Origin of the sequence: Paenibacillus yonginensis (genome assembly GCF_001685395.1) — a bacterium.
Taxonomy (GTDB): domain Bacteria; phylum Bacillota; class Bacilli; order Paenibacillales; family Paenibacillaceae; genus Fontibacillus; species Fontibacillus yonginensis.
The window spans coordinates 563,151-589,652 of record NZ_CP014167.1 but is presented as its reverse complement, the minus strand read 5'-3'; the positions used below and the strand labels follow the sequence as shown (position 1 = coordinate 589,652).

Genomic DNA, 26,502 nt, shown 5'->3' with positions numbered 1-26,502 from the left:
TCCTCCGCAGCTCAATCCCCCAATAGAAAATCGAAATATCTATCAGGGTATGGCTCGTTTTTGAGCACATAGTGCACCATTCGTAGGGATATGGCTCAAATCCGCTGTTTTCCATGATCGTTTTCAATGTACAGCGGTTTTGCGCTTCAATAATGGATACGTTCTTTGAGGTATGATTCGAACGCTCGTCCATAAAATCAAAGCCGGTTCCCATAGGCACAAGCTCGCCGGTGTCCAATTGAAAGAGCGTGAGATCAATGGCACTTCCTCGACTATAGCTTGATTTTGACGCTACATATCCTTTTGTAATCATATCTCTTCGGTTTATATTGGGGTAATATCTTTCTTTGGTACGACCATCTTCTGGCTGTTCTGACCATCGAAGAAAGCAGTCCACCGCACGCTGTGGGCGATAGCCATCTCAAAGAAGCAAGCCGTATCCAAGAGCGGCGGCTTGCCTCTTGGTTTCCCGCAACGCTGCCGCCAGTTCAATCGTACCCGCTATACGGTTGACTTCATATCCGTCAACTGGCTTTCCAGTAAAACTATCCCACGTAGCATATTTAGCGTCCCATCGAACGCCGGAAAGGACCTCATCGATAAACCCAAATCCCTTTTCCATACCCATAGCCCTCCAAGGCCAACTCTACCAAACGGTCAATCAACTCGGTAAGCGTTATGCCCGCCGCAGCCATCATGCGGGGATAACGGCTGTATGACGTAAATCCGGGCAATGTGTTGACTTCGTTAAGGACAATCCGCCCGTTTTCTTGCAAGAATAAATCTACGCGAGCTAACCCCTTACAGCCCAGCACTTGATAAATCGTTTTTGCCGTTTCCTGCAGCTCCATGCGTTTCTCTGCCGGAATTTCTGCCGGAACGGTAAAAATGGCGTTTTCTGAGCCTTTCTCCGGCTCTCTCTCCTGATGAATACGAAAGAAACCGTGAGATAACGTAATTTGGTCTACTTCACCGGCTGTCAAGTCAGAGTCATTTCCTAACACGGCACAGCCAACCTCAATTCCTGAAATAGCCTGTTCAATTAAGATTTTGCTGTCATACTGTTTTGCGGTTTTAATGGCGGAGTCCAATTCATCAGGGCCGTTTACTTTCGTTACGCCGTACGACGAGCCGGAACGCGCCGGTTTCACAAACACAGGATAAGAAAGGCTGCTGGAATCCGGCTGTTCACCGTGATGCAGGATTAGAAAGTCTGGTGTCGGTACCCCTGGAAGTTTAAGGCGCAAGACAAGCAAATTCGACTCATTGAAAACTTTACCATTCATCACTTAGTCATAGGTGTAGACATCGCTCAAGAAGTTCATGTGGCACGCGCCGTCAGCTTTCGAACGATTGCTCTAGGCGCTCCGCTCGAGTTCGGCAACCATCGCAAAGGTTTCAAGTTGTTCGAGCGTTGGGTGCAGGATCTGCTCCAGACCTGCAAAAAAAAAGCCGCTGGGGGCGGCAGCTTATGCTGCGGCTCCAGCGGCTTTATGCCTTGCCTTATTTTTCGGCACGTCCCCTTGCAATCTAGGATTGCGCTGCAAGCAGACCTGCATCTACTGAGAAATAAACCGGCTTCTCATCTTCATTTTGCTGATACAGCACCACTAACAGGGATTCATGACCGGCAGCTTCCGGCCCCCGTTCGACCGCTTCCTCCACGCTGGAGAACGGCAATCGCTCCAGGACACCCAATTTGAGCAGCTCCCGTTCGGTTAAGCGCAGACTTCCCGGCCAGCCTGAACGTTGACCGTCATCAGCACCCGCTCCAGAAGCACCAGCCGCGCCGTCCGCCGAAATGGCTAAGGACAGCTCGGCCAAGCGGTGGTACAGGGCCGTCCGTTCCTCTTTGTGCATCCGGTCTTCCCACCAGATTTTACGCGGTTTGTACTTGTGGTTCAGCAGATAGTCAGCTTTCATCAGACCGGCTACGATCTGTGGATGCCGCAGACCCCGTACTTTAAGGAAAGCATCCAGCCGGATGAACAAATCCTCCAGCTGGTGCCCGATCCGCTGCCAGCCCTGCTCCTCCCAGTAATTCCCGAACTCCTGGAAGAAGTCGAACGGCGAATCGAATTCGTGTTTCATCAAATAGCGCAGCGTATGGTCCATACGGTGGGCGTTCCAGTATTTTTCAAGTACATCCTCCAGGCGTTTCAAGCGGACAATATCGGAGAAAGGCAGCCATTCGCTGCTCAAAATTTCGTAAGGAGCGTTGTCCATGTAGACATAATTGTATTTGTCCGCATCGTGACGCAGCCCGGTTCCCCGCAGCATTTTCAGGAAGCCGAGCTGCAGCTCCTCCGGCTCCATGGCAAACACGTCGTTAAACGTCTTGCGGAACGTGTCGTAATCCTCGAGCGGCAGGCCCGCAATCAAATCGAGATGCTGGTCGATGCGGCCGCTGTTCTTAATCGTCATGACCGTGCGCGACAGCTTCGTGAAATTTTGTCTGCGTTTGACCAGCTCGTTGGTCGGGTCGTTGGTGGACTGGACGCCGATCTCGAAACGAAAAATCCCCGGAGGCGCATTCTCTGCCAAATAATCCATCACTTCTGGCCGCATGATGTCCGCTGTAATCTCAAACTGGAACACGCAGCCCTGATGGTTCTCGATCAGGAATTGGAACATTTCCATGGCGTAGCTGCGGTTGATGTTAAACGTCCGGTCCAGGAATTTGATGACCTTGGCTCCGTTCGCGATCAGGTACAAAATGTCCGCCTTCACCCGCTCGATATCATAATACCGGACACCGACCTCGATGCTGGACAAGCAGAACTGGCAGTTGAATGGGCAGCCCCGGCTGGTCTCGAAATAAACAATTCTTTTGCCTAGCTCCGGAATGTCCTCCGGGAAACGGTGCGGGGAGGGCAGACTGTTCAGATCCGCTTTCGGCCGGCCCGGCATCAACACGACTTCATCGCCTTTGCGGTAAGCAAGGCCGTAGACGAAATGAAATTTGCGGTCCCCTGCAATGGTCTGGAGCAGATGGTGGAACGTCTCTTCACCTTCGCCCATAACAATAAAATCAATGGCCGGCACTCTCTTCATCCAATAATCGGTATCGTAAGAAACCTCCGGCCCGCCGAGCACGATTTCCGTTTCCGGCATAACCTTTTTCAAAATTTCAACGACCTTTAGCGTTTCTTCGATATTCCAGATATAACAGGAGAATCCGATCACATCCGGCTGACGGCGGTACAAATCCGAAACGATGTTCATCACCGGGTCTTTGATCGTATATTCGGCCAGTTCAATGTCGAATTCGTGCTGGCTGTAAGCTTTCAGAAGCCGGATCGCCATATTCGTATGAATATATTTAGCATTCAGCGTGGATAACACAACTTTCATAGGTCACAACCTCTTCTTAAGGGTAAACAATCCATTTTAGAAATCGAATCCGTCTTGATCCGTTCCGTGATAGTCCATCTCATCAGGAGCATCGTCATCCGGCACGGCCCCTAACCCCCCATTTTTGAAAAAATCCAGGAACGGCTTGCCGTATTTGCCGAACTTGAGCTCCCCAACCCCTTTGATCCGCAGCATCTCCTGCTCGGTTTGGGGCTGGATCACGCTCATTTCACGCAGGGTGGCATCGTTGAAAATAATGTAGGAAGGCACATGCTCCTTCTGGGCCAAGTCGCGCCGAATCAGGCGCAGCTGCTCGAACACCGTCTCATTGACTGCCGACGGACTGAGGTCGTACCGGTTGCTGCGCCGTCTGCCGGCAGCGCTCTCCTGCACGGGACGCGGCGCTCGCTGCATCACCTCGCGCTGGCCTTTCAGCACCTCCGCAGCTTTGGCGGTCAGCCGCACCACCGGATATTGCCCTTCCGTCAGCATCAGATAACCTTCGGCGACAAACTCGTTGATCAGCTCGGAGATTTCCTTCTCGGTACGGCGCGGCATCATGGCATAGGTTGGCAGCTTGTCAAAGCCGTATTGCAGCACTTTCCTGTTCTGCGAGCCCTTCAGTACCGACGCCACCATCGACACCCCAAACCGCTCCCGCATCCGGTGGATGCAGGAGAAAATAATCTGCGCGTCGCGCGTCATATCCACCAGCTCGCGGTCATCGAGGCAGGAGCTGCAGTTGCCGCAAGGTTTATGGTCATGTTTCTCTCCAAAATAATCGAGCATCGCCCAGCGCAGGCATTTGTTTGTATAGCAGTATTCGATCATCTGCTGCAGCTTGCGGTAATCGCCTTTCTTGCGCAGATCGTCCTGCGGGTTCTGCTCGATCAGGAATTTCTGGGTCACAATATCCTGCGCGCTGAACAGCAAAATACATTCGCTTGGCTCGCCGTCCCGGCCCGCACGTCCGGCTTCCTGAACATAAGCCTCCATGTTCTTAGGCATGTTGTAATGAATGACATAACGGACATTGGATTTGTCGATGCCCATTCCGAAGGCGTTGGTCGCAACCATCACCCGAATGTCGTCGTACAGGAAAGCTTCCTGCATCGCATCCCGTTCCTCGTCGCCCATCCCGGCATGATAACGTCCTGCGGCAATACCGGCCTGACGCAGCCGGTCATGCAGGTCGTCCACGTCCTTTCGGGTAGCAGCATAAATAATGCCGGCTTGCGCTTCATGGGTGCGGGCATATTCAAGAATAAACTCGCGTTTATTTTCGCCGCGCAGCACCGACATAGCCAGATTGTCGCGCCCTAGCCCGGTAATGAAGACAGACGGATCATCCAGCCGCAGCAGGCGGACCATATCCTCCGTCACCTCCGGCGTCGCCGTCGCTGTAAAAGCCGCCACCACCGGACGCTCCGGCAGGCTCTCTACAAACGGCGAAACCGCCAGGTAGCTTGTCCGAAAGTCGTGGCCCCACTGGGAGACGCAATGCGCTTCGTCCACGGCCACGCAGGAAATCGGCAGCTCGCTCATTTCCTGGCGGAACCAGTCCAGCTCCAGCCGCTCCGGCGCAACATACAGCAGCTTCAGATCGCCGCGGCGCGCGGCGCGGATGCGATCGTTAACTTCTTTTCCCGACAAGGTACTGTTAATGTAAGCAGCAGGAATGCCCATGGCCGTAAGCGCGTCCACCTGGTCCTTCATCAGGGAGATCAGCGGAGACACGACCAACGTCAATCCAGGCGCAAGCAGCGCCGGAATCTGGTAACAGATCGACTTGCCGCCGCCGGTCGGCAGAATGCCAAGCGTGTCTTTGCCGGTCAGCAGGCTTTCAACGATTTGGGTTTGGCCTTCCCGGAAGTCGGGATAACCGTAATATTTCTGCAGCAGTTCCCGCGCTTTATCCAAAGTTGGCAGTTCAACGTTCATAATAATAAAGACTCCTCATTTAACAAGACTGAAATAAATACCTTCCGAAAGTCGCTATTCCTCTTACTCTTCTTCATACTATGCTTCTTACCAATCTTCTTCTAGGTTAAGTTTACCGGGCTTTGCCAGATTGGGCAACCAACCGGCGGCTTCCAAGCGGGGCTTAACATTGACCGGGCAGGCATAAAAAAGTATCATTCCTTTATAAAACTATTGCATCCAGCAGGACGGAGAAATGAACCATGAAACCGAAAGACGCTTCCGGCAAGGGAGCTAACGCTAAATCTAACCGTACATCATCCGGACGTGACAACCCTCCAGGACTCCGTAAACCCAAACCGGATAGCCGGGGGACGCGATCTTCAGCCTCTAAATTGGAAAGTGCCGGCAAACCTGGCCAGCCTAATCCGCGAAACGAGCAACGCAAAACCCAGCCTAAAGTCCGCAATGCGGCTCAGGCCGCTTCCTCGCTATCCAAATTCCGCAAGGACAAGCAGACCCAGCCTGCCCGGCACGAGCATGCCGAGGAGGTCAAAGTCGGCGACCGGCTGATCATTACAATCAAACGGCTGGGCATTAACGGCGAAGGCGTCGGCTATTACCGCAGAAAGGCGGTATTTATTGAAGGCGCGATTCCCGGTGAAGTGATTAAAGCTGTGGTCACCAAGGTTGAAGAACGATTCATACAAGCCAAAATCGGCGAAATTGAAAAAAGGTCCCCCTACCGCATCGACGCGCCCTGCCCGGTGTTTGGCATTTGCGGGGGCTGCCAGATTCAGCACATGTCTTATGAAGGCCAGCTGAAAGCGAAAGAGGATTTGGTGCGCGAAGCTTTCTCTCGTTATTCGGGTCTGGAAAATATCCGGATGAAGCCGATGCTTGGCATGGACCATCCTTGGGATTACCGCAACAAAGCCCAGCTTCAGCTCGGTATGCGTCAGGAGGGGGTTATTGCCGGTTTGTACGCGGCAGGCTCGCATGAACTGATCGACATTACCGGCTGTCCTATCCAGCACCCCGAGGTGAACCGCGCGGTGGATAAAGTCCGCAACGTGCTGCAGGAGCTGCAAATTCCGGTTTATCAGGAACGCAGCAATAAAGGGCTGGTTCGCAGCATTGTCGTGCGGCTGGGCTTTCAGTCCAAACAGCTGCAGGTTACGCTGGTGGCTGCCAAGGACCGGTTGCCAAATGAAGCTGAGCTTGTCAAACATATCCGGCTGGCTTTGCCTGAGGCAACCAGCATTGCCTTAAATGCCAATCCGCGGAATACCTCGCTGATCTTCGGCGATCACACCCGTATCCTCTGGGGCTCGGATACGATCGAGGAATCGCTCGGCGACCTGGACTTTACGCTGTCGCCTCGCGCTTTCTTCCAGCTTAATCCGCTTCAGACGGTTAAGCTGTACGAATCCGTCCGCGCCGCAGCTGCGCTGACAGGCCGGGAAACCGTTGTCGATGCCTACTGCGGCACCGGAACGATCGGCTTGTGGCTCGCGCCAAACGCCGCCGAGGTGCGCGGCATCGAAACCATCGCGGAGGCCGTTCAGGATGCCAAAGCCAACGCGGAGCGCAACGGCCGCAGCAACGCCACCTTCCACACGGGGCGTGCTGAGGATCTGCTGCCGCGTTGGGTCAAGTCCGGTTTCTCGCCGGACATCATCATTGCCGACCCGCCGCGCACGGGTCTTGATGAAGTCTTCCTCGAAACCGTGCTGCGCACGAAGCCCAAACGTTTCGTGTATGTCTCCTGCAATCCTTCTACACTCGCGAAGGACTGCAAAGTGCTGGCCGACGGCGGCTACAGCGTCGAATGGGTCCAGCCGGTGGATATGTTCCCGCAGACAAGCCATGTGGAGTGCTGTGTGTTGTTGGTTAGGGAGTCGTGATTGGGAGCCGCGTATACCTGAAGGTATGAATGGTTGAATTCCGACAAGGGAGTGCAGCTTCAATTGAATAAAACAGAACGTCTTTTAGCAATTGTGATGGAATTGCAGCGAAGTAAATTGCTGACAGCCGATGAATTAGCAGAGGTCTTGGGAGTTAGTATAAGAACGATTTATCGTGATATGCAGGCTTTGAGTGAAGCGGGTGTCCCCATAGTTGGTGAGACAGGATTAGGATACTCTTTGATGGAAGGTTTTTTTCTTCCACCCATTAGTTTTACAGTCCAAGAAGCAGTATCCCTTCTTCTTGGAGCAGAATTCGTAGAAAAACGTTTTGATCCAACTTATCGCAAAAGTGCTCATTCTTCCCGCAGAAAAATAGAAGCCATTCTGTCTCGCCCCATCCGTGAGGAGACAAACCGAATACAAGGGAGCATCAGTCTGATCCAAAAAGATGAAATGGCCGTAATGATGCGAGAGAAAGTAAACTTGGGAAGCATTCGTGAAGCCATGCTGAAGGGCAAGAAACTTCGTTTCACCTATCACAAGCGGGTTGCTGGGACTGATGGGAACCGGGTAAATGTGCGAACTGTATCGCCGTTCGGATTGGCACATGATGAGCAGAATGGCTGGCTATTAGTTGCTTTCTGTGACCTGCGGGAGGATATTCGCCATTTCCGGGTCTCCCGAATCAGTGATCTTACCGTGACTGAGGATACGTTTCAGATTCCCGATAACTTCAACCTTCAATCCTATCGTCCGAAGGATACCCGCAGCATACGGGTCTGCGCAATTTTTAATTCAGAAATCAGCGATAAGGTTGAAGAAGCAAACAACTATTATATGGAGACTGCCGAATCTAAAGAAGATGGATACCATGTCACTTTTCGCGTCCGTCAACCTGAGGAACTGCTGAGTTGGATTCTTGGCTGGGGGGCCGATGTCATAGTAACTGAACCGGAATCCTTCAAAAACCGCATAAGAGAAGAAATCGAAAAAATGAAAAACCGTTACTGACATACTGTTGGCAAGAAGGGGCCTGTATAATCAAGACATCTCTAATGAAAGTGAGGTTATACATGAGCTTATAATGAACCGAGTGGCGCACTGAGGATTTGCCAACGCTTAGCCAAAAGCTCCAGACACGAATAGAAATCCCATATATAAAGGAGAACATTATGCCAGTAATTGGACCCGATTTCATTTCACTTCAAGTTAGCAATCTTGAAGCTTCTGCGGAATTTTATCAAAACTATCTCGGCCTCGTCCGCTCACAGGCGGGACCCCCTCATGCTGTAGTCTTTGAAACAAAACCTATTGCATTTGCCCTTCGCGACTTAATGCCAGGAACTGAACTCGGTTCAGGTACTCAGCCTGGACTTGGTGTCGCTCTGTGGCTTCATGCCCCTGATGCGCAGGAAATCCATGACAAGCTTATTGCAGCAGGCGTGAAGATTACATCTGCCCCAATAGATGGACCATTCGGACGAACTTTTACATTTGCCGACCCCGATGGTTACCTGGTTACCCTTCACAGTAAAGCCTAATAGGTAAATGTACCTGCCTGATAAACAAAGCTCTCAAGCGGCTTAGCCGCGTTTGAGAGCTTTGTTGTCTTGTTCAATTAATTAACACGATTGAAAGCTTTAACTGATAGGTGCTTTCAGGTTCCTGCTTCTTGTACTCAGCTAATACCTGCTCAGACAAACGACCCCCGCGTAAAACGGACGCTCAATTATTGATGCAAGCTTTTATGGAATTGCTTGAGAAGAAAAGAATGTCTCTTCTATTACCGTACAAGATATTCCGACTTGGGCGACCGCTAATCGCTCCACGTTCTATGCGCATTTTGAAGACAAGCTTGCATTTCTTGAAGGCTGGATGAGGGAGAAAGTTCAAGAGAAGCTGCCTAACTCCCGCACCGTAGACCGCTTCAAAGACGGTCGGCTCCGGTTTAAGGCCTGGAAATAGACCGTAACCCAGCAGGGGGACGGTCTATTTCTTTTGGCTAAAAGCCATGATGATCGCGCCAGAGCTTCTTTACTCTATCAAGCCAGCCCGTTTGCAATCCCCACCACGATCCACGAAACAATCAGGATCGCATTGCCGGTGAGCAGCATTTTCCGGGGCTGGGCAAATCCCTTCCATTCTCCATCCTTGAGGCCCCAGGCGTTGCTTACGATCAAAGCGAGACCGTTAAAGGCAAGCCAGCCCACGCTGGAGCCGAGCGGTCCAAGCAGCACGGTAGCTTTCGCATAAAAGCCAAGCGCACAAAACCAGATTAGGGCAGTCACGATCGCCTTGCCGTAAGCTTTGCCGGCTCCTTTGGCCGTTAAATCCCGGTAAGTGCGGTTTCGGATCAGCAGAAAGACCGCATAAATAAAGTTGGCGGCAAAACCGCCGGACAACGTTACAACCCAAGGGATCAAGCTGGCGCTTGTAGCCGCAACACCTTGCCGGGTCGCGATCTCAAGCGTCTGATTGGCATAGGCAAAGCCAATATTCATAGCTGCCGAGCCCAGCCCGGCAAGCGAAGCAAGCAGCAGGCCTTTGGACAGTTTTTTTCCCGGCGTTTGCCGTGTCTCCAACCTGTTCAAGCAGCACGGTCTTCAGACTTTTCTCCTTGGCAAGCCCCGCCTTTGTAATCACCGCAACGCCAGCCAGCATTACCGCCATGCCGATCAGCAGGACCACAAAAGAGCGGGCTACCGGGATATTGCCGAAGATGAGCAGCGGAATCAGCGAACCGACAGACGCCGAAATGCCCATGTTGACGCCGTAGGTCAAGGAGACTCCTACCCTATCGATCGCTTTGCCAAACAGGATGGAGCTGACGCCCCACAGCAGGCCGCAGAATGAGGCTGATGCCAGTACGTGGCCCGGCGTCTCGCGGACATAAGTCATAAAGTCAGGCACCTCAAGCCAGGTCCATCCAAGCGGAACGAGCAGAATGCCCACAACCGAGAAGATCACCCAGAAAGCTTCCCAGGAAAAAGGCCGGTATTTCTTCATCCCGAGTCCAAAGCTCCCTTGAAAACCGCAAGCCAGCAGCAGCAGCAAAAACCCATAAATCACTTTGTTTCTCTCCCTCTGTTTCTATTTTGCTCTGATTCTATCAATTCTTGTTCCTGATGATAATAGAAGATTTTCCGGAATGAAGGACTTCCCTTACATTTTCGTCAAATCTGTTTATGCTTTTGGAAGAAATGTGCATAAGCTTACTATTCGCATGGCCTGCTCCCGGCTGCTAAAAAAAGAACCCCCCAGCCGCAGCGGGAGATTCAGATTCCTAACATCGCTTATTCTTTGTGCAGTTAAACTGCTTAAATCAGAGCACTTTTATCAAGTCAGCCGATAAACGGCAAAAGCCTCCCCGTAACGAAAAGATGCGCTCAGCTCATCCAATTGCTTTCTCACCTCATCAGGCAACTCGAGTTCTAAGCTGGTGAGATTATCTTCAAGCTGTCCAGTCCGCGTAGCCCCGACAATAACGGTGGATACGGCCGGACGGCCCATCAGCCAGGCAATCGAAAGCGCGCTTGGCGAGCAGCCGAGTTCTCCCGCAAGCCTGGCCACTTGACGACCAAGCTCGATCGTCTTCTCATCCAGAAACCGCTGGAAGCTCGGGTCGGTTTGGGCTCTTGAGCCGGCAGGCGTATCCGACGGGGCCGTATATTTTCCGGTAAGAATACCTCCGGCCAAAGGGAAATAAGGAATGATTCCGACACCCTGATCCAGGCATAACGGCACCAGCTCCTGCTCCGGTGTGCGGTCTGCCAGGGAATAGCTCGTCTGCACGGATACATAAGGAACAAAACCTTTGCGTTCACTGACGCCCAGCGCCTTCATCAGCTCCCATGCCGCATAATTAGAGGCTCCTATGTAGCGGACTTTCCCCGAAGAAACCATGTCATCCAGTGTGCGGAGCGTTTCTTCCAGAGGAGTATTCGGATCGAAGGTGTGAATCTGGTACAGGTCGATGTAATCGGTCTTCAACCGGCGCAGGCTCTGCTCAAGCTCCTGCTGCAGGTGGAACCGCGAGGACCCGCTTCCGTTTGGTCCTTCATTTCGAATCAAACCGGCTTTAGTCGCCAGAACCACCTCTTGCCGTCTTCCCGCCAGAGCCTCCCCGATAATCGACTCCGATGCGGTTCCCGCATAGATGTTGGCCGTATCCACAAAATTGACGCCGCTATCCAAAGCCTGATGGATGATGTTCACGGATGTCTCCTGGTCCGCACGTTTGCCGAACGCATTGGTACCCAATCCGAGAGCCGAAACCTTTAATCCGCTTGCCCCAAGCTGCTTATATTTCATGTTCTATTACTCCCTTCTGCTGCCGAATGATGCCCTGCAAGTACGATACAAATATGATAATCGCTGCTGATAACACTATAAACCTGGAAAGCAGGGAGATCAAACAAGGATTCCCGCCCCTCCTGCGCGAACTAAACTAAAGCACTTTAACTATCAAATTGCAGGAGAGATATCCCTATGCAGACCCCTCCCTATCAGCAGGTTATCGAAAAAAATTTTCCCGGATCCACACTGCTCCGCCATTGGCCGCTTAAGGGCGGCGTTTCCGCCGAGGTGACCGCGCTTGAGTTCCGGCAGGCAGACGGCCAGTTGAACAAAGTCATCGTCCGCCAGCACGGGGCTGCCGACTTGGCCCGAAATCCCCGGATCGCCCAAGACGAGTCCCTCCTGCTGGATTTCCTGCGTAAAGCTAAGCTTCCGGTACCTGCGCCTTATGCGGTAGATGATTCACGGGACTTGCTTGATTCTCCCTATCTCCTCATACAATACATAGAAAGCGATACCGATTGGCACCCTGCCGATCTGAACGCCTGCAGCCGCCAGCTGGCTGGACAATTGGCTTTGCTGCATCAGCTGCCGATACAATCAGGGACTTTTTCTTTCCTGCCAAGGCAGGAAAGCCTCTATACACAGCTGCTCGCCAAAAATCCCCTTAAGCCGGACACGTCGCTCGGCGAAGCAGGAATCCGTCAGGTGCTGGAGACGGTTTGGCCGCTGCCGGAATGGAATAAAACCGTCCTGCTTCACGGAGACTACTGGCCGGGCAACACGCTTTGGCGCGGAGACCGGCTGATAGCGGTTATTGATTGGGAGGATGCGGCGCTTGGCGACCCGCTGACCGATTTGGCCGGTGCCCGTCTGGAGGTTTTGTGGGCATGGGGACAGGAAGCGCTTGATGTGTTCACTGCCGAATATAAAAGGCTCATGCCTGATGTCCGTTACGATCATTTGCCCTACTGGGATTTGTGCGCGGCCCTGCGGCCAGCGTCCAAGCTGTCCACGTGGGGACTTGAACCTGCCAAAGAGCAGGACATGCGCAAGAAACACAAACGGTTTGTAGAAGCGGCTTTTGCCGCCATTCGGGCTCAATAGGAAAGGACCCCAAATCGGGGTCCTTTCCTTTCCTTTCCTTTCCTTTCCTTTCCTATCCTTTCTACTTCTGTGCTTCAGGGAAATATCCCCGCTTCACGGCATGATCTACCAGCTTGCGCAGCAGCTCATCCAACGCCGGCGTCCGCTGCAGGCCTTCGGACTTGCGGAACGATGTTTCGCTCGAATAACGGTAAGGCGTAGTCCGCACTCCGTCCCCTTCCAGCAGAGCCACTGCCAGCTGTACGGCTTCTTCGCTGATGCTGCGCCCTTCTGTCAGCACCCAGCGCTCAAACTGCTTCTGTGGCAGCAGATCAATGGAGTAGCCCAGCTCCATCAAAGAGGCGATCAGCCTTTCATACCGCTGCTGATCCGGGTTGCAGATGTGGTAAATTTCGCCCAGCAGCGGACGAAGCATCAGCTTGACCATAAACCGGCTGGCGAAATCGACCGGCGTGATATCAATGTGTGTCTGAACCGCAGGGGCTTTGCCCAGCAGCAGGAACGCTTTTATCATCCGGTAGAAGAAATTTTCGTTGATGTTGGTCTGGAAATGCCCGGTTTCACTATGGCAGGACAGGTTGCCGGCCCGGTAGATCGAGCAGGGCAAACCACGCTGAATCGCATCTGCAACCACTTTCTCGGCAAGCAGCTTGCTGTGCGTATAGACGCTTTCCAGCTTCACGCTGTAGAACTGCTCCGGACTTGCGCAGGCAGCCTCCCATAAGCCGGCTGCCGCCATGTCCTCCGGAATGCCGATCGTCGAAATGTAATGGAAACGAATCTCAGGATTCTCATAGACAAAATCCATCAGCGATTCTGTCCCGGTTACGTTCGTAGCCTGGAATTCTTCCGATTTGCCAAAATGTCTGACGTCCGCCCCCGCATGAATAATGGAGGTGATCTTGGAGGCGATCAGGGCGCGGTCTGGGCCCGAAAGTCCAAGGTTCTCCTGAACCAGGTCGCCCTCCAGCACCAAAATCCGGCTTTGGTGCTCCGCAAATACACGGCGGCCAAAATAGGAATCCAGCGTCTTTTGAATTCTGCTCCGTGCAGTTTCGCCGGCTTTAGGACGAACCAGCACATGAATGCGGGCTTCAGTAGCCGTCAGCAGCTCGTACAGCAAATGCGAGCCCAGATAACCCGTCGCTCCCGTCAGCAGAATATCCGAGCCGAGACCGTCCCGATTCAGCAGCTGTACTTTAGGCAATACAGGCAGTTCCGCGAGATCCTTGTATTCGCTGATCAACTCCTCCGCTTCTTCCTCGTCGCTGCTCAGCGTAGAAATATAAGCGGCCAAAGCCTCAACCGTCGTATGCTCGTACAGATCATTCATCCGCAGGCTCAAATAGTCCAGCTTGAGGTGTGACAGGACAGCCATAACCGCCAGCGAGTCGCCGCCGATATCAAAGAAGCTGACGTTCCGCCCCACCTTCGGCAGCTGCAGAATTTCAGCCCACAAGGAAGCCAGCATCGTCTCCAGTTCGCCAACCGGCGCTTCAAAAGGTTCCGTCCTTTCGGCCGCTTCCGGATGATCCAGCGCAAGCAGCTGCTTGCGGTCCACTTTGCCCGTCGGGGACAACGGAATTTCCGGCAGACGGTAGAAATAAGCAGGGATCATGTACTGCGGCACATAATTTTTCAGGTGTTCCTTTAAAGCTTTGACGGACACGGGCGCCTTCTCGGTATAGAAGCAGGATAAATGTTTAACCACGCTTTGCTCCACAACCGCCACAACCGCACCATCCAGAATATGCGGATGTTTGGAAAGCGCGTTTTCGATTTCGCCGATTTCAATTCGGAAGCCGCGCAGCTTCAGCTGGCCGTCTTTGCGGTGCTGAAATTCAATGCTGCCGTCCGGCAGTCTTCTGACAATATCCCCGGACTTGTACAGCATAGAGGATTTATCCGTGCGGAATGGGTTCGTGATGAACACTTCCTTTGTCTTCTCAGGCAGGTTCAGATAACCTTTGGATAAACCCGGGGTAGCGATGTAAAGCTCGCCCTCTTCCCCGTCCTCGGCAAGCTGGCCGTCTTCCTTCACGACATATAACTCGTAGTTATCCAGCGGATACCCGATCGGGACGGTATTCGCCGTGCTTTCCCAAGGCTCTGTAACCTTGTATATCGTCGTAAGCACCGTACACTCCGTTGGACCGTAGCCGTTAATAATGGTAATTTCCGTGCCAAATTTACTTTGGAACTTGCGGACATGCTCGGACAGCAGAGCTTCACCTGCTACCAGCACCGTCTTAACGGTCTTCCATTTCTTCTTCATCTCCGGAGTTGTCGTCTCTGCAATTCGGTTGAATACGGAGGTTGGCAGACAACCGATGTGGGTTACACCGCGGCGCTCCAGCAAGTCAACGAGCAGCTCCGGCGTCAGCTGTTCTTCTTTGGTCAGCAGAGCGAGATGCGCGCCGTTCAGCAGCGCCTCAAAGGTATCGACCACAGACGCATCAAAGCTGAACGTCGAGAACTGGGTCACTACGTCCTCGGAAGACAGCTGAAGGGAGCGGGTCATCGAATCATATAGGTTAACAACCCCGCGATGCGCAATCAAAGTCCCTTTCGGTTTGCCGGTAGAACCCGAAGTATAAATCACGTAAGCCAGATCATCCGGCTGCAGCGGGACATTGATGAATTCCGCCGGAAACTGGGCCAACACGGATTCCAGGCACAGCAGCTTGGTCTCTCCGCCGTCTCCCGCCAAATTAGCCGCACTCTCTTGATAACGTTCCTTATAGATAATAAATCTGCTGCTGCAATCCTCGACGATGTAACGAACCCTTTCGATCGGATGTTCAGGATCAATGGGCACATATACCCCGCCGGCGCGCAGAACGCCTAACAGCGAAATGACCGTCTCCGGACTGCGTTCCATATAAAGACCGACAAAATCCCCTTTTTTCAGGCCGGATTGCACCAGAGCGTTGGCGACCTGTCCGCTTAATTGTTTAAGCTGCTGATAGGTGATCTCCCTTGAACCATAGGAAATGGCGATCTTGTCCAGGTGTTGAGAGGCCGCTCTACTAAACAGGCTGGCGAGGGTCTCGTTGTGAAGCTGTTCTTCTGTTAAAGGCCGGGAAGCCCGCTGCTTCCTCTCCATCAGTTGTTCCAGTACCATCTTGTCTCTCCTTCTCCTTAGGAACCAAACACCAAAACAAAGCGGGTTAATCCGGCTCCAGTTTTGGTGTCTGTTAGGTTTTATATAAGGTTCACGTTTCTATCTCTAATTCGATTGATTACGATTCGCATTATTTGGTTTCGAATTTGCCTACCAGCTGGCTCAGCTGCTCAGCTACTTCTGAAAGCTCGGTCGCATAATCGTGAAGCTCTTCAAAAGATTTCTCCTGTTCGGATACGGTATTCATAATGCTTTGAGCATTGCTTGAAGTGCGCGTGGAAATCTCGGACAGCTCGGCCACCATAGCCGTAACCTCCTGCGTTCCAGCCGAAATCTGTTCGGTAGAGCTGGAAATATCAATGACTTGATCGGCTACCTGCTGGGTGGCGTGCATGATTTCTTCAAATTTCAGCTCGGTTTCAGCTGCCAGCGCCAGACCCATTTTAATTTCCTCCGTGCTGCGGGAGACAAAAGTTACCGCTTTACCGGTCTCCTGCTGAATTTCTTCAACCAGGGCGCCAACGCGGTCGGTTGCCTCTTTGGACTGCTCGGCCAGCTTGCGAACTTCACCGGCAACGACGGAGAAACCGCGGCCGTTCTCCCCTGCACGCGCTGCTTCAATACTTGCATTCAGCGCAAGCAGATTGGTCTGTTCGGTAATATTTTTGATCAGATTCAGAATAGACCCGATTTCTTCGGATTTCGACTCAAGCACCTTCATCGTTTCATAGGTTACGGAAGAGGTTTCGCTGATCTGGCTGATTTGGGTCGCGATGCTCTGCATCGCCATATTTCCTTCTTCGGATTTGCTTTGCATCTCCTGGGAAGCGCTGGAGACATGGCTCGCATTGCTGGCGATCGTCTGCAGGGAAGCGGAAATCTGCTGCATGGAAGCTCCGGCATTGGCCGTCGATACCACCTGGGTACCCGCACTGTCATTCATAACCGCCACTTCAGCTGTGATGACTTCTACGCCTTCTTTATTTCGTTCCGTAATCGTAAAGAGGTGTTTGGAAACCTCGGAAGAGCTGACTGCCGTTTCCTGAATGCCTTGAATAACGGATCTGACATGATTGACCATGCTGTTGAATTGTTTGTTTAGTTCTCCGAATGCGCCTTTTTCATTAAGTGAGAAATTCAGCTTGCCTTGGGATACCTTTTGGATGCCGCCCACCAGTTCATTAAGCGGAAGAAGGGTTTTGCGGGCTACGAAATATTGCAAACCGCCGCAAATAATCAAGGCGATTAGAAGCAGAACCAAGGTTTCTTCCAAAAAGGTTTTACGCCCGTCAGGGATCATGCTGGCATCCACGTCAACACCAAAATACGAATCGATCTTTCCGGAAGCATCGGCAATCGGATACAGAATCGTCATCCAGGTGCCAAAACCGTCACTGTACACGGACGTAAAGGTTTTTTCTCTTGTTTTCAGCATTTTTCTGATGCCGTCTGCAACCGGACCTGGCTGCTCATAGAAATCGCCAACCTTCATCCCCTCCTGCTTGAAGGCATCCAGCACATTATCCGGGAAAGCAATCAAGCTTGTTTGGTTGCCGTCCTTCAGTTCGGTACCGAACAAATAACCCTGCGCTACGTTCGGGTTGTATTCAGACAACTTGTTGAACTGGGCGGTCAAATCCTTCTGGGCTTTGGTATCCCAGCTTGTGTCTGCCAAAGCAGCGGCAACGTCTTGATGATCAAAGTCCTTGGCCCATTTCGTCGTTACGGTTTCCGTCTGGCTTTTGAGGGTTTTCAGCAAAATATCCGTCTGCAGATATTCACTTACCCCGATCAATAAAATGCCGATAATCAAAATATTAAGCATGGAAAACCATAAGTTCTTGCTGAAGTAGTTTTTATTCCCTTTCATAATTCGGTCAAAACCTCCTGAGTGTATTGCTTCTTCCAAACTTATTTGTTGCTCGCTTGCTGACCTTCTGCACTTCTACACTTTTGCACTTCTAGCTACTTAAAGCAGAGATGAATCAAAAAGTATTTTCCTTGGAAAATTCCCAATAATCTTGAAAATTTACATCTTCCTTTCCAAAATCAGCACAAAAAGGTTCGACTAGCTGGACATAAGGAGGGTATCCTCTGTCCAGCCGCCGCTTGGCGTGGCAACTCATTCTCAATCGTATCCGTGGATGCTGCACCTAGCTCACCTAAACCGGCCTTCCTTTTCACTAGAGACTTGTTTGTTCCTTCAAAAGCTTGAATAAAACTAAACGGGACATCCAAATCCGGGATTTTATGTATGAGGAAAACGAATTTCTTAACTTAGAACGTTTACTCTCTCCCGCTGCCTGACTTGACGTAAAATTCATGTTATTCCTAATCGATAATCTTCCCCGCTTTCCGCTTTCATTGCCATATTTGTGAACCGCTGCACTTATCAACTAAAAATAAATCTGCCATTTCGTCTCTAAGCAGGCTGTGAAGTTTTACAACATCCTTTCATAATATCGGTAAACGGCACAAAATATTGAGCTTTTTTCCCCATCAAGTTAAAAATATTGCTGTTCTCCTCAACATCAGAAACAAAATAAACTAAGAGAGTTAGTCCTTCCCAGCTTTGGCATGATTGTACGCCCCGGCTCGTACAATAATATAAAGTCCGGAATGAATTCCGGCTGTCTGACTTCCAGAACCTGCGAATATAACCTGAAGAATCTCTTGAGGAGGGAATAAAGGAAGTGAAGAAATTAGCCGCCGTCTGGCCGTTTCTGACCGTCGGGTTAACCGCTTTTCTGTTTGGAGGGTTTGCTTTGTTTTATATTCGGGATCATATGCCGGAGCCGCAGCCGGATCTGGCGGTCTTTGCCCAGACGGCTCGTGCGCAGCAGAACAGCCAGTCCCAGCTTGTGACCGTTGATGTGCGCAAGAACGGATTTTTCCCGAATCACATCGAAATTCAGGCCGGAACCCCCGTGCTGCTCAATTTCAAAAAAGAGAAGGGCATATCCTGCATTCGCGACGTCGCTTCTCTCGACCTGGGCATGAATGTCTATCTGAAGAAAGGGGACAACTATTACACACTGGACAATCTTAAGCCTGGCACTTATGAATTCCACTGCGGAATGTATATGTATTCCGGTACCCTTACGGTGAAGTAGCCCTGTCAGGACACAGCAAAATCCCCCGAGTCATCGGACAAGGGGGATTTGGTTTAATGTGTCGTCCTCTTAGAAAATACTGCGCACCAGTCCGCCGTCGATGCGCAGCGCGGCTCCGTTAATGGCCGAAGACAACGGGCTGCCAACGAAAGCAACCAGGCTCGCAATCTCCTCTGGACGGATCAGCCGCTGAATAATGGAAGTCGGACGGTTCTCCTTCATAAATTTCTTCTCGGCTTCCTCCACGCTCAGATTCTCATTTGGATAAAGCGTGTTCAGCATCGTCTCTACGCCTTCAGTCAAGGTGGAGCCGGGCATTATGGTATTTACCGTGACCCGGGTACCTTTGGTAAGCTCGGCCAGGCTTCGGGACAACGAAAGCTGCATCGTTTTGGTTGCGCTGTAATGCGCCATTTCGAGCGACGGCATCACCGCCGCTTCGCTGGCAATAAAGATCACCCGGCCATCGCCGGCGTCGATCATGTTTTTTAAATACCGGCGTGTTAAACGTACTCCGCTCATGATATTCACTTCAAAGAACCGCAGCCAGTCTTCGTCCGGAATATCGAAATACTCCTTCGGTTCAAAGATGCCCAAATTGTTAACGAGAATATCTACCGCCGGGTAAGCCGACAACATTCGGCTGCAGCCTTCCTCCGTTCCTAAATCTGCGGCTGCCGGCTCCAGAAGAGCCCCGGGAACCTGCTTCCCAATCTCCTGGATCACTTCGTTCACTTTAGCCTCCGAACGCCCGTTAATAAGCACTTTCGCGCCTTCGGATGCAAGAACGGCCGCAATGGCTTTGCCGATGCCTGAAGTCGAACCGGTTACCAGCGCTGTTTTACCTGTTAACTGCAAGTCCATCGTAGAATCCCTCCGGATTTATTCATATAGGTAATCGTAAGATCCCCCTCTATTATTAACCGGAACGGAAGCTCTTAACAGTACGTACTTTTCGGTCCTATAGGCACCAAAAAGTTCCTTTGTTCAGTACTCCTTTCTCCAATCCGCCGGGGTTCTGCTTTTCTTTCTGCTTCCGCCCCTTACCCGGACGGCCTGCTGCTTTCTCTCTTTGGCTGCCTGATAATCGAGCTCGCGCTGCGTCTTATGGTAGTTAACAAGCCGTGAGTTCTCAAGCTCTCCGGAGGCCACCGCCTCACGCACGGCACAGCCCTCTTCGCCGCGGTGCCGGCAATCTCGGAAGCGGCAGCGCTGCGCAAGCTCTTCGATATCTGAGAAAGCGCTGCTCAGCCCGTCATGGCCGCCGTCCCAAAGCTGCAGCTCGCGCATGCCCGGCGTATCGATCAGGACACCCCCGCCCGGCAGCGGAAACAATTCCCTGTGCGTGGTCGTATGTCTGCCGCGGCTGTCGCTTTCACGAATGCCGCCGGTAGCCTGGATTTCCCGGCCGGCAAGCCGGTTCAGCAGCGTCGATTTGCCCGAACCGGAAGAACCTGCAAGCGCGCACGTCCGCGCTCCGCTCAAGTAGGGAGCCAACTGCTCGATCCCATGATCCTCCAGCGCGCTGACCGCCAGCACGGGCACACCCGGCGCCGCCCCCTCCGCCTGCGCCAGGTAGAGAGGAAGATCGCTGCACAGATCCGCTTTGCTGAGCACGATCACCGGCATTGCTCCGCTGCTGTAAGCCATAATCAAATAACGTTCAAGTCGCCGCACATTAAAATCGTGGTTAAGCGCAGCTACCAGAAACAGCACATCCACATTGGCGGCCACGATCTGCTCTTTGGTTTCCTGACCCGCCGCCTGTCTGGAGATTTGGCTCTTGCGCGCCAGCACTCCCCGGATCGTTGCGCTGCCGTCTGATGGACGGCAGTCCGCAGCCACCCAATCGCCGACTACCGGCACCAGTCCGCCTTCTCCTTCACTCAGCATAAAGCGGTATTTGCCTGACAGCTCGCCCCAAAGCTCCCCAAGCGGCGTAATCAGCCGGTATTTATGCCCAAGATCGGCAATAACCCGAGCCGGAAGCAGGGCCGTGCCTGTACCCCGACTTGTTTCGGGCCGGACCTCCTGTTTCTGCTCCTGCTCCCCGTTTGCGAATGCCTGCATCCACCGCTGCTGAAGCTCCTGGTTCCAGCCATAAGGCGCGAGCAGCGTTTCATTGTATTTATTCATCCAATTCCTCCTATTTTTCGTATCTTCCATCGTTGATCGTGCTTTAAACCCCTTCCCTAAAAATAACAAAGACCGCGAAGCTTTCTTCGCGATCTTGCCCTCCATGCCTCATGTTCCAAACGGTCCTATCCAGCCCGACAGGCTTGCCTCCGGCGGTTAACATACCGCTGCCTACCGCCTACCGCCTGCCGATGCTCTGACCAGGTTCCGTCTGTTCATGAGTCTATGGAAGAAGCCGTCCTGATTCCTCAGGACGCAAAAAAAACCGCGAAAGCACACTGGCTTTCCCGGTCAGGTTCACTTTTAGACCAAGCTGGACTTTTCCGGAGAACTCCGGCCGAATTCCGGAAGCATCCGGTTCAATCGTCCATTCCTTGTCTTACCCTTAGCGGCTGCCGGAAAGCTGTGCATACTGAGCCTTTTGCCAAACCTGCGAATAAGAAATCTTTTTCATCGTTACACAGCTCCCTTCCGATAAGTGGTTAGTTGTATTGTACTGTATAATAAGGCGGGTTTAAACGGAACAACTGGCTATACTTGTTTTTTCCCTTTTCCGGATCAACGGTTTGCCGTATTCTCTCCGTTCTCCCGGATGGTTCGGTAGGACAACATTACGATTTGTCCGAGCTGCCGAATCCCCGTCAAACGGAATTTAGTATCCGGCACTCCTTTCGGGAATAACGGAATTCCCGCGCCAAGAACCTCCGGAATTACGGCAAGCTCCACGCGGTCGATCAGACCGGCTTCCAGGTATCCTTTCACCAGCTTGCCGCCCCCGACAAGCCAAATGTCGCCTTCGGACACGGCTTTTAATCGTTCCGTCACGACCTCCAGCGATTCAGCGGTAAACACAACATGTTCGTTGGGCGTAATCCCTTCTGCCCCGGAAGTAAAAACATAGACCGGCTTCCCGGCATAAGGGAACTCCTCGCTCAGCTTGAGGACCACTTCATAAGTAGACCGTCCCATCACAAGGGATCCGATCGTCCGGTAGAAATCGCTGTACCCGTTATCTCCTCCGTCCCCCTCTACTTGATCGAGCCAGTCCACGGAGCCGTCCTCCCGGGCCAGATAACCGTCCAGGCTGATCGCCACGTACAAAACCACTTCCTGTTTATCCATTCAAATTCACTCCTTTCTTGATCTGGATTTATGATAAACTGTATTTATGACAAAACTTGTCGTAGATCAAAAAGAAAGGGGAACCGCCATGAATGAACGCCGTCTTGCGATCATGAGGCTGCTCGATTCCCGCACCAAAATCACGGCCCGCGAGCTGGCCGAACGTTTCGGGGTTTCCGTACGTACGATTCAGCGGGATCTCGACCATCTGCAGCAGAGCGGTTTCCCTCTATATACCGAAACCGGCCCGCATGGAGGCTACCGGGTGCTGCCCAACCGGATTTTGCCTCCCCTCCAGCTGAACCTTACGGAAGCTTTGGGATTATTTCTGATGCTCCGGCTGCTGGAGCAGATCAAGGATTTCCCTTATTCCGCCGTGCGTGAGCATCTCGCTTTGCAGTATTTCGCGGAACTTCCCCGGGATGTGCAGGAGCGGATCGACCGGCTGCAGGACCATCTGGTTTTCCCTGCTTTACGGAATACGCCGTCTTCCCCTTTTACGACGGACATCCTGAATGCCGCGCTGGAGCGGAGGGAAATCCGTTTCCTTTATGCTTCGCCTGCCGGCCGCCCCGAAGCCAAACAAGCTTATCCGCTGGGCATTTATTACGACAACCAGCGGTGGTATATGCCTGCTTTGGCGAATGAACGGGTGTTGTTATACCGGGTAGACCGGGTGCTCGAGCTGGAAGTGCTGGAGCCGTTCCCTGTCCCGGACGGCAATGCCGGTGCTGCCGCGAAGCTCCCCACGCTGAAGGCATGGATCAGCGCTGTAGACGAAAGGCCCGGCGTAAGGGTCGTCCTGCGGTTCACGGAATTCGGGGCCAGACTGGCTGCGGATGAACCGCTTTTTCAGCCGATTCATGACGGCGAGTGGGTCGGGTCCGTGCCTCCTTCGGAATTCCGTTATCTGTCCCGCAAGCTGCTCGGATACGGGCCCGATGTGCGGGTGCTGGAGCCGCAGGAGCTGCGAGAGCGAATGCGGAAGCTGCTGGAGGAGAACCTTGCCTCTTATCTGGAATAGGGGAAAACAACAAAGAAAAACAAGGGCATCAAACCCGCTATGCGGAGTTTGATGCCCTTGCCCTTATTTATCGAAATCGGTTTGTTCGTTTGTTTGTTTGTTCGTTCACTCGTTTGCTCGTTCGCCCGTCCGATGGCTACAGCGTAATACGCAGCGTTTTGATTTCGTAAGGTTTGAAAAACAACTCCACCGATTGCCCCGTTACCTTGAGCGGCTCCGGATTCTCCTCCAGCAGATCGGTTTCCTCGGCCCGCAGAATGCCGCCAAGCTCGGAAGCCAGCGTTAACCGCGCCGTTCCGCGGCTGCCGCCGAATTCGTACAGGCGGACGATCATCGCCGAGCTGTCTTCGGCTTTCTTGACCGTATCGATCAGCACATTCGGCAGATTGATGTCCAGCATGCCAAGCTCGGCAGGCCCTGCCGTTTGGCCCGCTTCCAGACCCACGGCCGCAAGCGGCTGGTTTAATTCGCAGGCCGCCTGCTGCGTACCGCCTTCCAGCCAGCCGCCGCTGTGCGGAAGCAGCGAATACGTAAAGGCATGATGCCCCTGATCGGCCGAGCCGTCCGGCCATGTCGCCGATTTGATCAGGCTGAGCCGGATGACATGGCCGCGGATATCATGGCCGTATTTGCAGTCGTTCAGCAGGCTGACGCCATAACCGCCTTCGGACAAATCCACCCAGCGCTGCGCCACCGATTCAAACCGGGCGTAATCCCAGCTCGTGTTCCAATGGGTTGGCCGCTCTACGTTGCCAAACTGGATTTCATAGGTCGCTTTGGTCGAACGAATGTCCACCGGGAACGCCGCTTTAAGCAGCTGCTGATGTTCATGCCAGTCCGCTTCCGTCACAAAGTCGATGCGCGGGTTGTCGCGGTAGACGGTCATTTTTTGCGTAATCTCGGAATTCAGGTACCGGTATTTGAGCAGCAGCACGCCCCGCAGCGGACCTTCCTCCAACACCTTGATCTCCTGCAGATCGTCAATGACCTTCATTTTCTCCTGGTAAAAGATATCGATATCCCAAGCGTCAAAGTTCATCGGCTTATCTTCAAACACCTGCAGCACGTTGGCCGGTTCGCCCGGTTTGAGCACCTCACGTAAGGCCCGCTTATCCAGCAGCGAAACCAGCTGGCCGGCCTCGTTCAGACGGATGCTGTAAAACGGCGTTTCAACCGCTCCCTCTGTAATTGCCCAATCCGTGTTCACCGCAGGCTCTGCAGCCGCAGCTGGCGTTTCCTTCCGCCCGTACAGGGTCGTATACCCGTAAGCCGGAACGTTTCTGACGCTGACCGAAACGGTCTTGCCGGAACCGGCCTCAGCCTGAGCCTGAACCTGGCTCTCCAGAAGTTCGCCGTCTGCCGAATACCAGCTCCAATCCTCCGCGTTTCCGGTATCCTCGCCGTCCTCAAGAACTACATCCGCCATAAAAGAACGCTGCCAGCCCAATCCGTTAAAGACGCGGACTATCCGCTGTCCGGCTGCTGGAGCGGAGCCTGGATAAGCCGCCCCCGCGGTTTGGGATTCGGACGGATGAAGCCCTGCAATGCCTTCGGCCATCAGCTTCAGGGCGGTCTGCTGCGCTTCCTCATATTCCACCCGGCTGTCTTCATACACCTCGCGGATCGAGGAACCCGGAATGATGTCATGGAACTGGTTGCGCAGCACCGTCTGCCAGACGCCGCCCAGCTCGGCGTCCGGATAACGGTGGGCCGGATTCAGCACGTAAGCCAAAGTATTTATAAATTCAGCCTGATGGAGAAGCTGCTCCATGCGGCGGTTCATTTTTTTGTTATAAGCCTGCGATGTGTAGGTTCCCCGGTGGTATTCCAGGTAAAGCTCGCCGTCCCATAAATGCAGCCGCTGCTCGCCCCGGACACTTTCTTCAAGCTCCTTGAAAAAGGTCTCCGCCCCGCCCGGTTTCACCTGGGGAGCAGCCGGCATATCTTCATACCGCCGCACCGCTTCGATCATGTCGCGGGTTGGTCCGCCGCCGCCGTCGCCCCAGCCGTAAGCGAGCAGCAGCTTGTCGTTGATGTCCTTCTGCCGGTAGTTGTCCCACAGCCCCTGAACCGAGGAGCCGGTCACATTGCCGTTATAGGTGTAATACCAGCTGCCGTCGCTGTCCGGCGTCGTGATGTAATGCGTCAGCAGCTCCGTGCCGTCAATGCCGCGCCAGGTAAAGGTGTCGTAAGGGAACCGGTTGAATTGGCTCCAGCTGATTTTGGTCGTCATAAAATAATCAATGCCGCTTTTCTTCAGAATCTGCGGCAAGGCCCAGCTGTAGCCGAACACGTCCGGCAGCCAAAGCACCTTGTTGTCTACGCCAAACTCCTCCCGGAAAAACCGTTTGCCGACCAGCAGCTGGCGTACCAGAGACTCGCCGGACGGAATGTTGCAGTCCGATTCCAGCCACATCCCGCCGGTCGCTTCCCATTTGCCTTCCTGCACGCGTTGTTTGATCTTCGCATACAGCTCAGGAAAATCTTCCTTTAAATAAGCGTAAAGCTGCGGCTGGGACTGAATAAACACATATTCCGGGAAGCGGTCCATCAGCTGCAGCACCGTGGAAAAGGAGCGGCCCGATTTCTCCCGCGTATGCTTCAGGCGCCACAGCCAGGCCACGTCGATATGGCAGTGTCCCACCGCCGTGATCTGCGGGCGCGGTCCGCGCGGAATGGACGCCAGCTCCTCATGCAGAAGCTGTCTGGCCTCCGCCACAGAGCGGTAGAAGTTGTCCGATCCCTTCACGCTCCAGTCGATGCAGGCAAAAGCTTTGTTCAGCGCGGCGATCATCGCCTGCTTCTCCAGCACCCGGTCGTCCAGCACCTTCACCGTCTGCAGCATGTGCAGCGCCGTGTAATACAGATCGTCCACCACTCCGTCCAGCACGGCGAATTCCAGCCGGTCGACGCGGTGGTCAAAAGGCACCTGGTCGCCGTTCGGGGCAGTCAGCCCGCTCCACGCCCGGATGGCCAGCAGCGCCTGTCCCGCCTCCACCGAAGCGGCCGGCACAAACAGTTCCCCATGGTTCCGGTCAAGCGCCTGCAGCGCTTCCCCGTTCCAGTAAACCTGGCTTTCATATCCGCTGCAGTTGCCTCCACCGGTTTCACCAAGCTTGATCAGTCCAACGATGTCCTGCCCTCTCCAGCTCTCCGGGAAGCTTAGCTCCGCCACAAACCAGGCATATACATCTCTCCCGCCCCAGCGGTCCCCGATCCGCACAACCGGATAATCGCCCGCTTGCTTAACCGCGTCATCATAAGCTAAGTCTCCCGGAACGATCCGCAGCGTTTCCAGCATCAAAGGCTCCCGGTAGCGGAGCCCGGCCAGTTCGTTGATGCGGCGTTCCAATTTTTCCAAAGTAAACAGCATGATCTTACACCTCACCTTTTCCA

General features: G+C 53.2%; 17 protein-coding genes and 3 pseudogenes. 7 read left to right on the top strand and 13 right to left on the bottom strand.

All coding sequences use genetic code 11. The features are described 5' to 3' along the window. Nucleotides 1–11: 11 nt before the first annotated feature. Together vanX and AWM70_RS02605 are read right to left on the bottom strand one after the other, a co-directional pair. A pseudogene (vanX, locus tag AWM70_RS02610) lies at nt 12–622 on the bottom strand (D-Ala-D-Ala dipeptidase VanX). Beyond that, a pseudogene (locus AWM70_RS02605) lies at nt 594–1,229 on the bottom strand (D-alanine--D-alanine ligase family protein); the annotation flags it as partial. The pseudogenes vanX and AWM70_RS02605, both read right to left, overlap by 29 nt. A gap of 27 nt (nt 1,230–1,256) precedes the next feature. Here AWM70_RS02605 and AWM70_RS24370 point away from each other — a divergent pair. Then, nucleotides 1,257–1,439, top strand: a pseudogene (locus tag AWM70_RS24370) (IS110 family RNA-guided transposase); the annotation flags it as partial. Nucleotides 1,440–1,530: 91 nt separating this feature from the next. Here AWM70_RS24370 and AWM70_RS02600 read toward each other — a convergent pair. Together AWM70_RS02600 and recQ are read right to left on the bottom strand one after the other, a co-directional pair. After that, on the bottom strand, nt 1,531–3,354 hold the full coding sequence (locus tag AWM70_RS02600) for a B12-binding domain-containing radical SAM protein (protein WP_068694103.1): 1,824 nt from the start codon (nt 3,352–3,354) through the stop codon (nt 1,531–1,533). A 36-nt stretch (nt 3,355–3,390) separates the two neighbouring features. After that, nucleotides 3,391–5,295, bottom strand: coding sequence for a DNA helicase RecQ (recQ, locus tag AWM70_RS02595; RefSeq protein WP_068694101.1), 1,905 nt, complete (start codon nt 5,293–5,295; stop codon nt 3,391–3,393). A gap of 242 nt (nt 5,296–5,537) precedes the next feature. Here recQ and rlmD point away from each other — a divergent pair, with 242 nt between their 5' ends. From rlmD to AWM70_RS02580, 3 genes are all read left to right on the top strand, one after another. Next, on the top strand, nt 5,538–7,181 hold the full coding sequence (rlmD, locus tag AWM70_RS02590) for a 23S rRNA (uracil(1939)-C(5))-methyltransferase RlmD (protein WP_068694099.1): 1,644 nt from the start codon (nt 5,538–5,540) through the stop codon (nt 7,179–7,181). A gap of 63 nt (nt 7,182–7,244) precedes the next feature. Next, a complete protein-coding gene (locus AWM70_RS02585; protein WP_068700308.1) occupies nt 7,245–8,195 on the top strand; it encodes a helix-turn-helix transcriptional regulator in 951 nt (316 codons plus the stop codon). Nucleotides 8,196–8,356: 161 nt separating this feature from the next. Then, the gene (locus tag AWM70_RS02580; RefSeq protein ID WP_068694097.1) at nt 8,357–8,725 is read left to right on the top strand and encodes a VOC family protein; all 369 of its coding nucleotides are present in this window, start codon (nt 8,357–8,359) and stop codon (nt 8,723–8,725) included. A gap of 501 nt (nt 8,726–9,226) precedes the next feature. On the opposite strand, the gene AWM70_RS24040 is transcribed toward AWM70_RS02580, so the two are convergent. From AWM70_RS24040 to AWM70_RS02570, 3 genes are all read right to left on the bottom strand, one after another. Next, on the bottom strand, nt 9,227–9,685 hold the full coding sequence (locus AWM70_RS24040; protein WP_250637505.1) for an L-rhamnose-proton symporter family protein: 459 nt from the start codon (nt 9,683–9,685) through the stop codon (nt 9,227–9,229). Then, a complete protein-coding gene (locus AWM70_RS24035; RefSeq protein WP_250637504.1) occupies nt 9,648–10,253 on the bottom strand; it encodes an L-rhamnose/proton symporter RhaT in 606 nt (201 codons plus the stop codon). Before AWM70_RS24035 ends, AWM70_RS24040 begins: the two co-directional genes overlap by 38 nt. 267 nt (nt 10,254–10,520) lie before the next feature. Then, entirely contained in the window at nt 10,521–11,495 is a 975-nt protein-coding gene (locus AWM70_RS02570; protein WP_068694095.1) for an aldo/keto reductase, read from the bottom strand. 177 nt (nt 11,496–11,672) lie between these two features. On the opposite strand from AWM70_RS02570, the gene AWM70_RS02565 reads away from it, so the two are divergent. Then, nucleotides 11,673–12,587 carry a phosphotransferase family protein gene (locus AWM70_RS02565; RefSeq protein ID WP_068694093.1) on the top strand — a complete coding sequence of 305 codons (915 nt, stop codon included), beginning with the start codon at nt 11,673–11,675 and terminating at the stop codon, nt 12,585–12,587. Nucleotides 12,588–12,648: 61 nt separating this feature from the next. Here the strand turns inward: AWM70_RS02565 and AWM70_RS02560 are convergent, their stop codons facing one another. After that, the gene (locus AWM70_RS02560) at nt 12,649–15,711 is read right to left on the bottom strand and encodes a non-ribosomal peptide synthetase (protein WP_068694091.1); all 3,063 of its coding nucleotides are present in this window, start codon (nt 15,709–15,711) and stop codon (nt 12,649–12,651) included. Between the two features lie 130 nt (nt 15,712–15,841). Next, the gene (locus AWM70_RS02555; RefSeq protein ID WP_068694089.1) at nt 15,842–17,581 is read right to left on the bottom strand and encodes a methyl-accepting chemotaxis protein; all 1,740 of its coding nucleotides are present in this window, start codon (nt 17,579–17,581) and stop codon (nt 15,842–15,844) included. Nucleotides 17,582–18,404: 823 nt separating this feature from the next. Here AWM70_RS02555 and AWM70_RS02550 point away from each other — a divergent pair. Continuing rightward, nucleotides 18,405–18,824 (top strand): cupredoxin domain-containing protein, encoded by a 420-nt coding sequence (locus AWM70_RS02550; protein WP_068694087.1) that lies wholly within the window; start codon nt 18,405–18,407, stop codon nt 18,822–18,824. 69 nt (nt 18,825–18,893) lie between these two features. On the opposite strand, the gene AWM70_RS02545 is transcribed toward AWM70_RS02550, so the two are convergent. The 3 genes from AWM70_RS02545 to AWM70_RS02535 all read right to left on the bottom strand — a co-directional run bounded on the left by AWM70_RS02545 (nt 18,894) and on the right by AWM70_RS02535 (nt 22,082). Further along, a complete protein-coding gene (locus AWM70_RS02545) occupies nt 18,894–19,688 on the bottom strand; it encodes an SDR family NAD(P)-dependent oxidoreductase (protein WP_068694085.1) in 795 nt (264 codons plus the stop codon). Nucleotides 19,689–19,811: 123 nt separating this feature from the next. Continuing rightward, on the bottom strand, nt 19,812–20,960 hold the full coding sequence (rsgA, locus tag AWM70_RS02540) for a ribosome small subunit-dependent GTPase A (protein WP_083180102.1): 1,149 nt from the start codon (nt 20,958–20,960) through the stop codon (nt 19,812–19,814). Between the two features lie 558 nt (nt 20,961–21,518). Further along, nucleotides 21,519–22,082: a dihydrofolate reductase family protein gene (locus AWM70_RS02535; protein ID WP_068694083.1), complete on the bottom strand. Its 564-nt coding sequence runs from the start codon at nt 22,080–22,082 to the stop codon at nt 21,519–21,521. Nucleotides 22,083–22,170: 88 nt separating this feature from the next. Here AWM70_RS02535 and AWM70_RS02530 point away from each other — a divergent pair, with 88 nt between their 5' ends. After that, nucleotides 22,171–23,106 carry a helix-turn-helix transcriptional regulator gene (locus AWM70_RS02530; protein WP_068694081.1) on the top strand — a complete coding sequence of 312 codons (936 nt, stop codon included), beginning with the start codon at nt 22,171–22,173 and terminating at the stop codon, nt 23,104–23,106. 136 nt (nt 23,107–23,242) lie between these two features. On the opposite strand, the gene AWM70_RS02525 is transcribed toward AWM70_RS02530, so the two are convergent. Then, nucleotides 23,243–26,479, bottom strand: a complete 3,237-nt coding sequence (locus AWM70_RS02525; protein WP_068694079.1) for an alpha-mannosidase — start codon at nt 26,477–26,479, stop codon at nt 23,243–23,245. Nucleotides 26,480–26,502 lie beyond the last annotated feature (23 nt).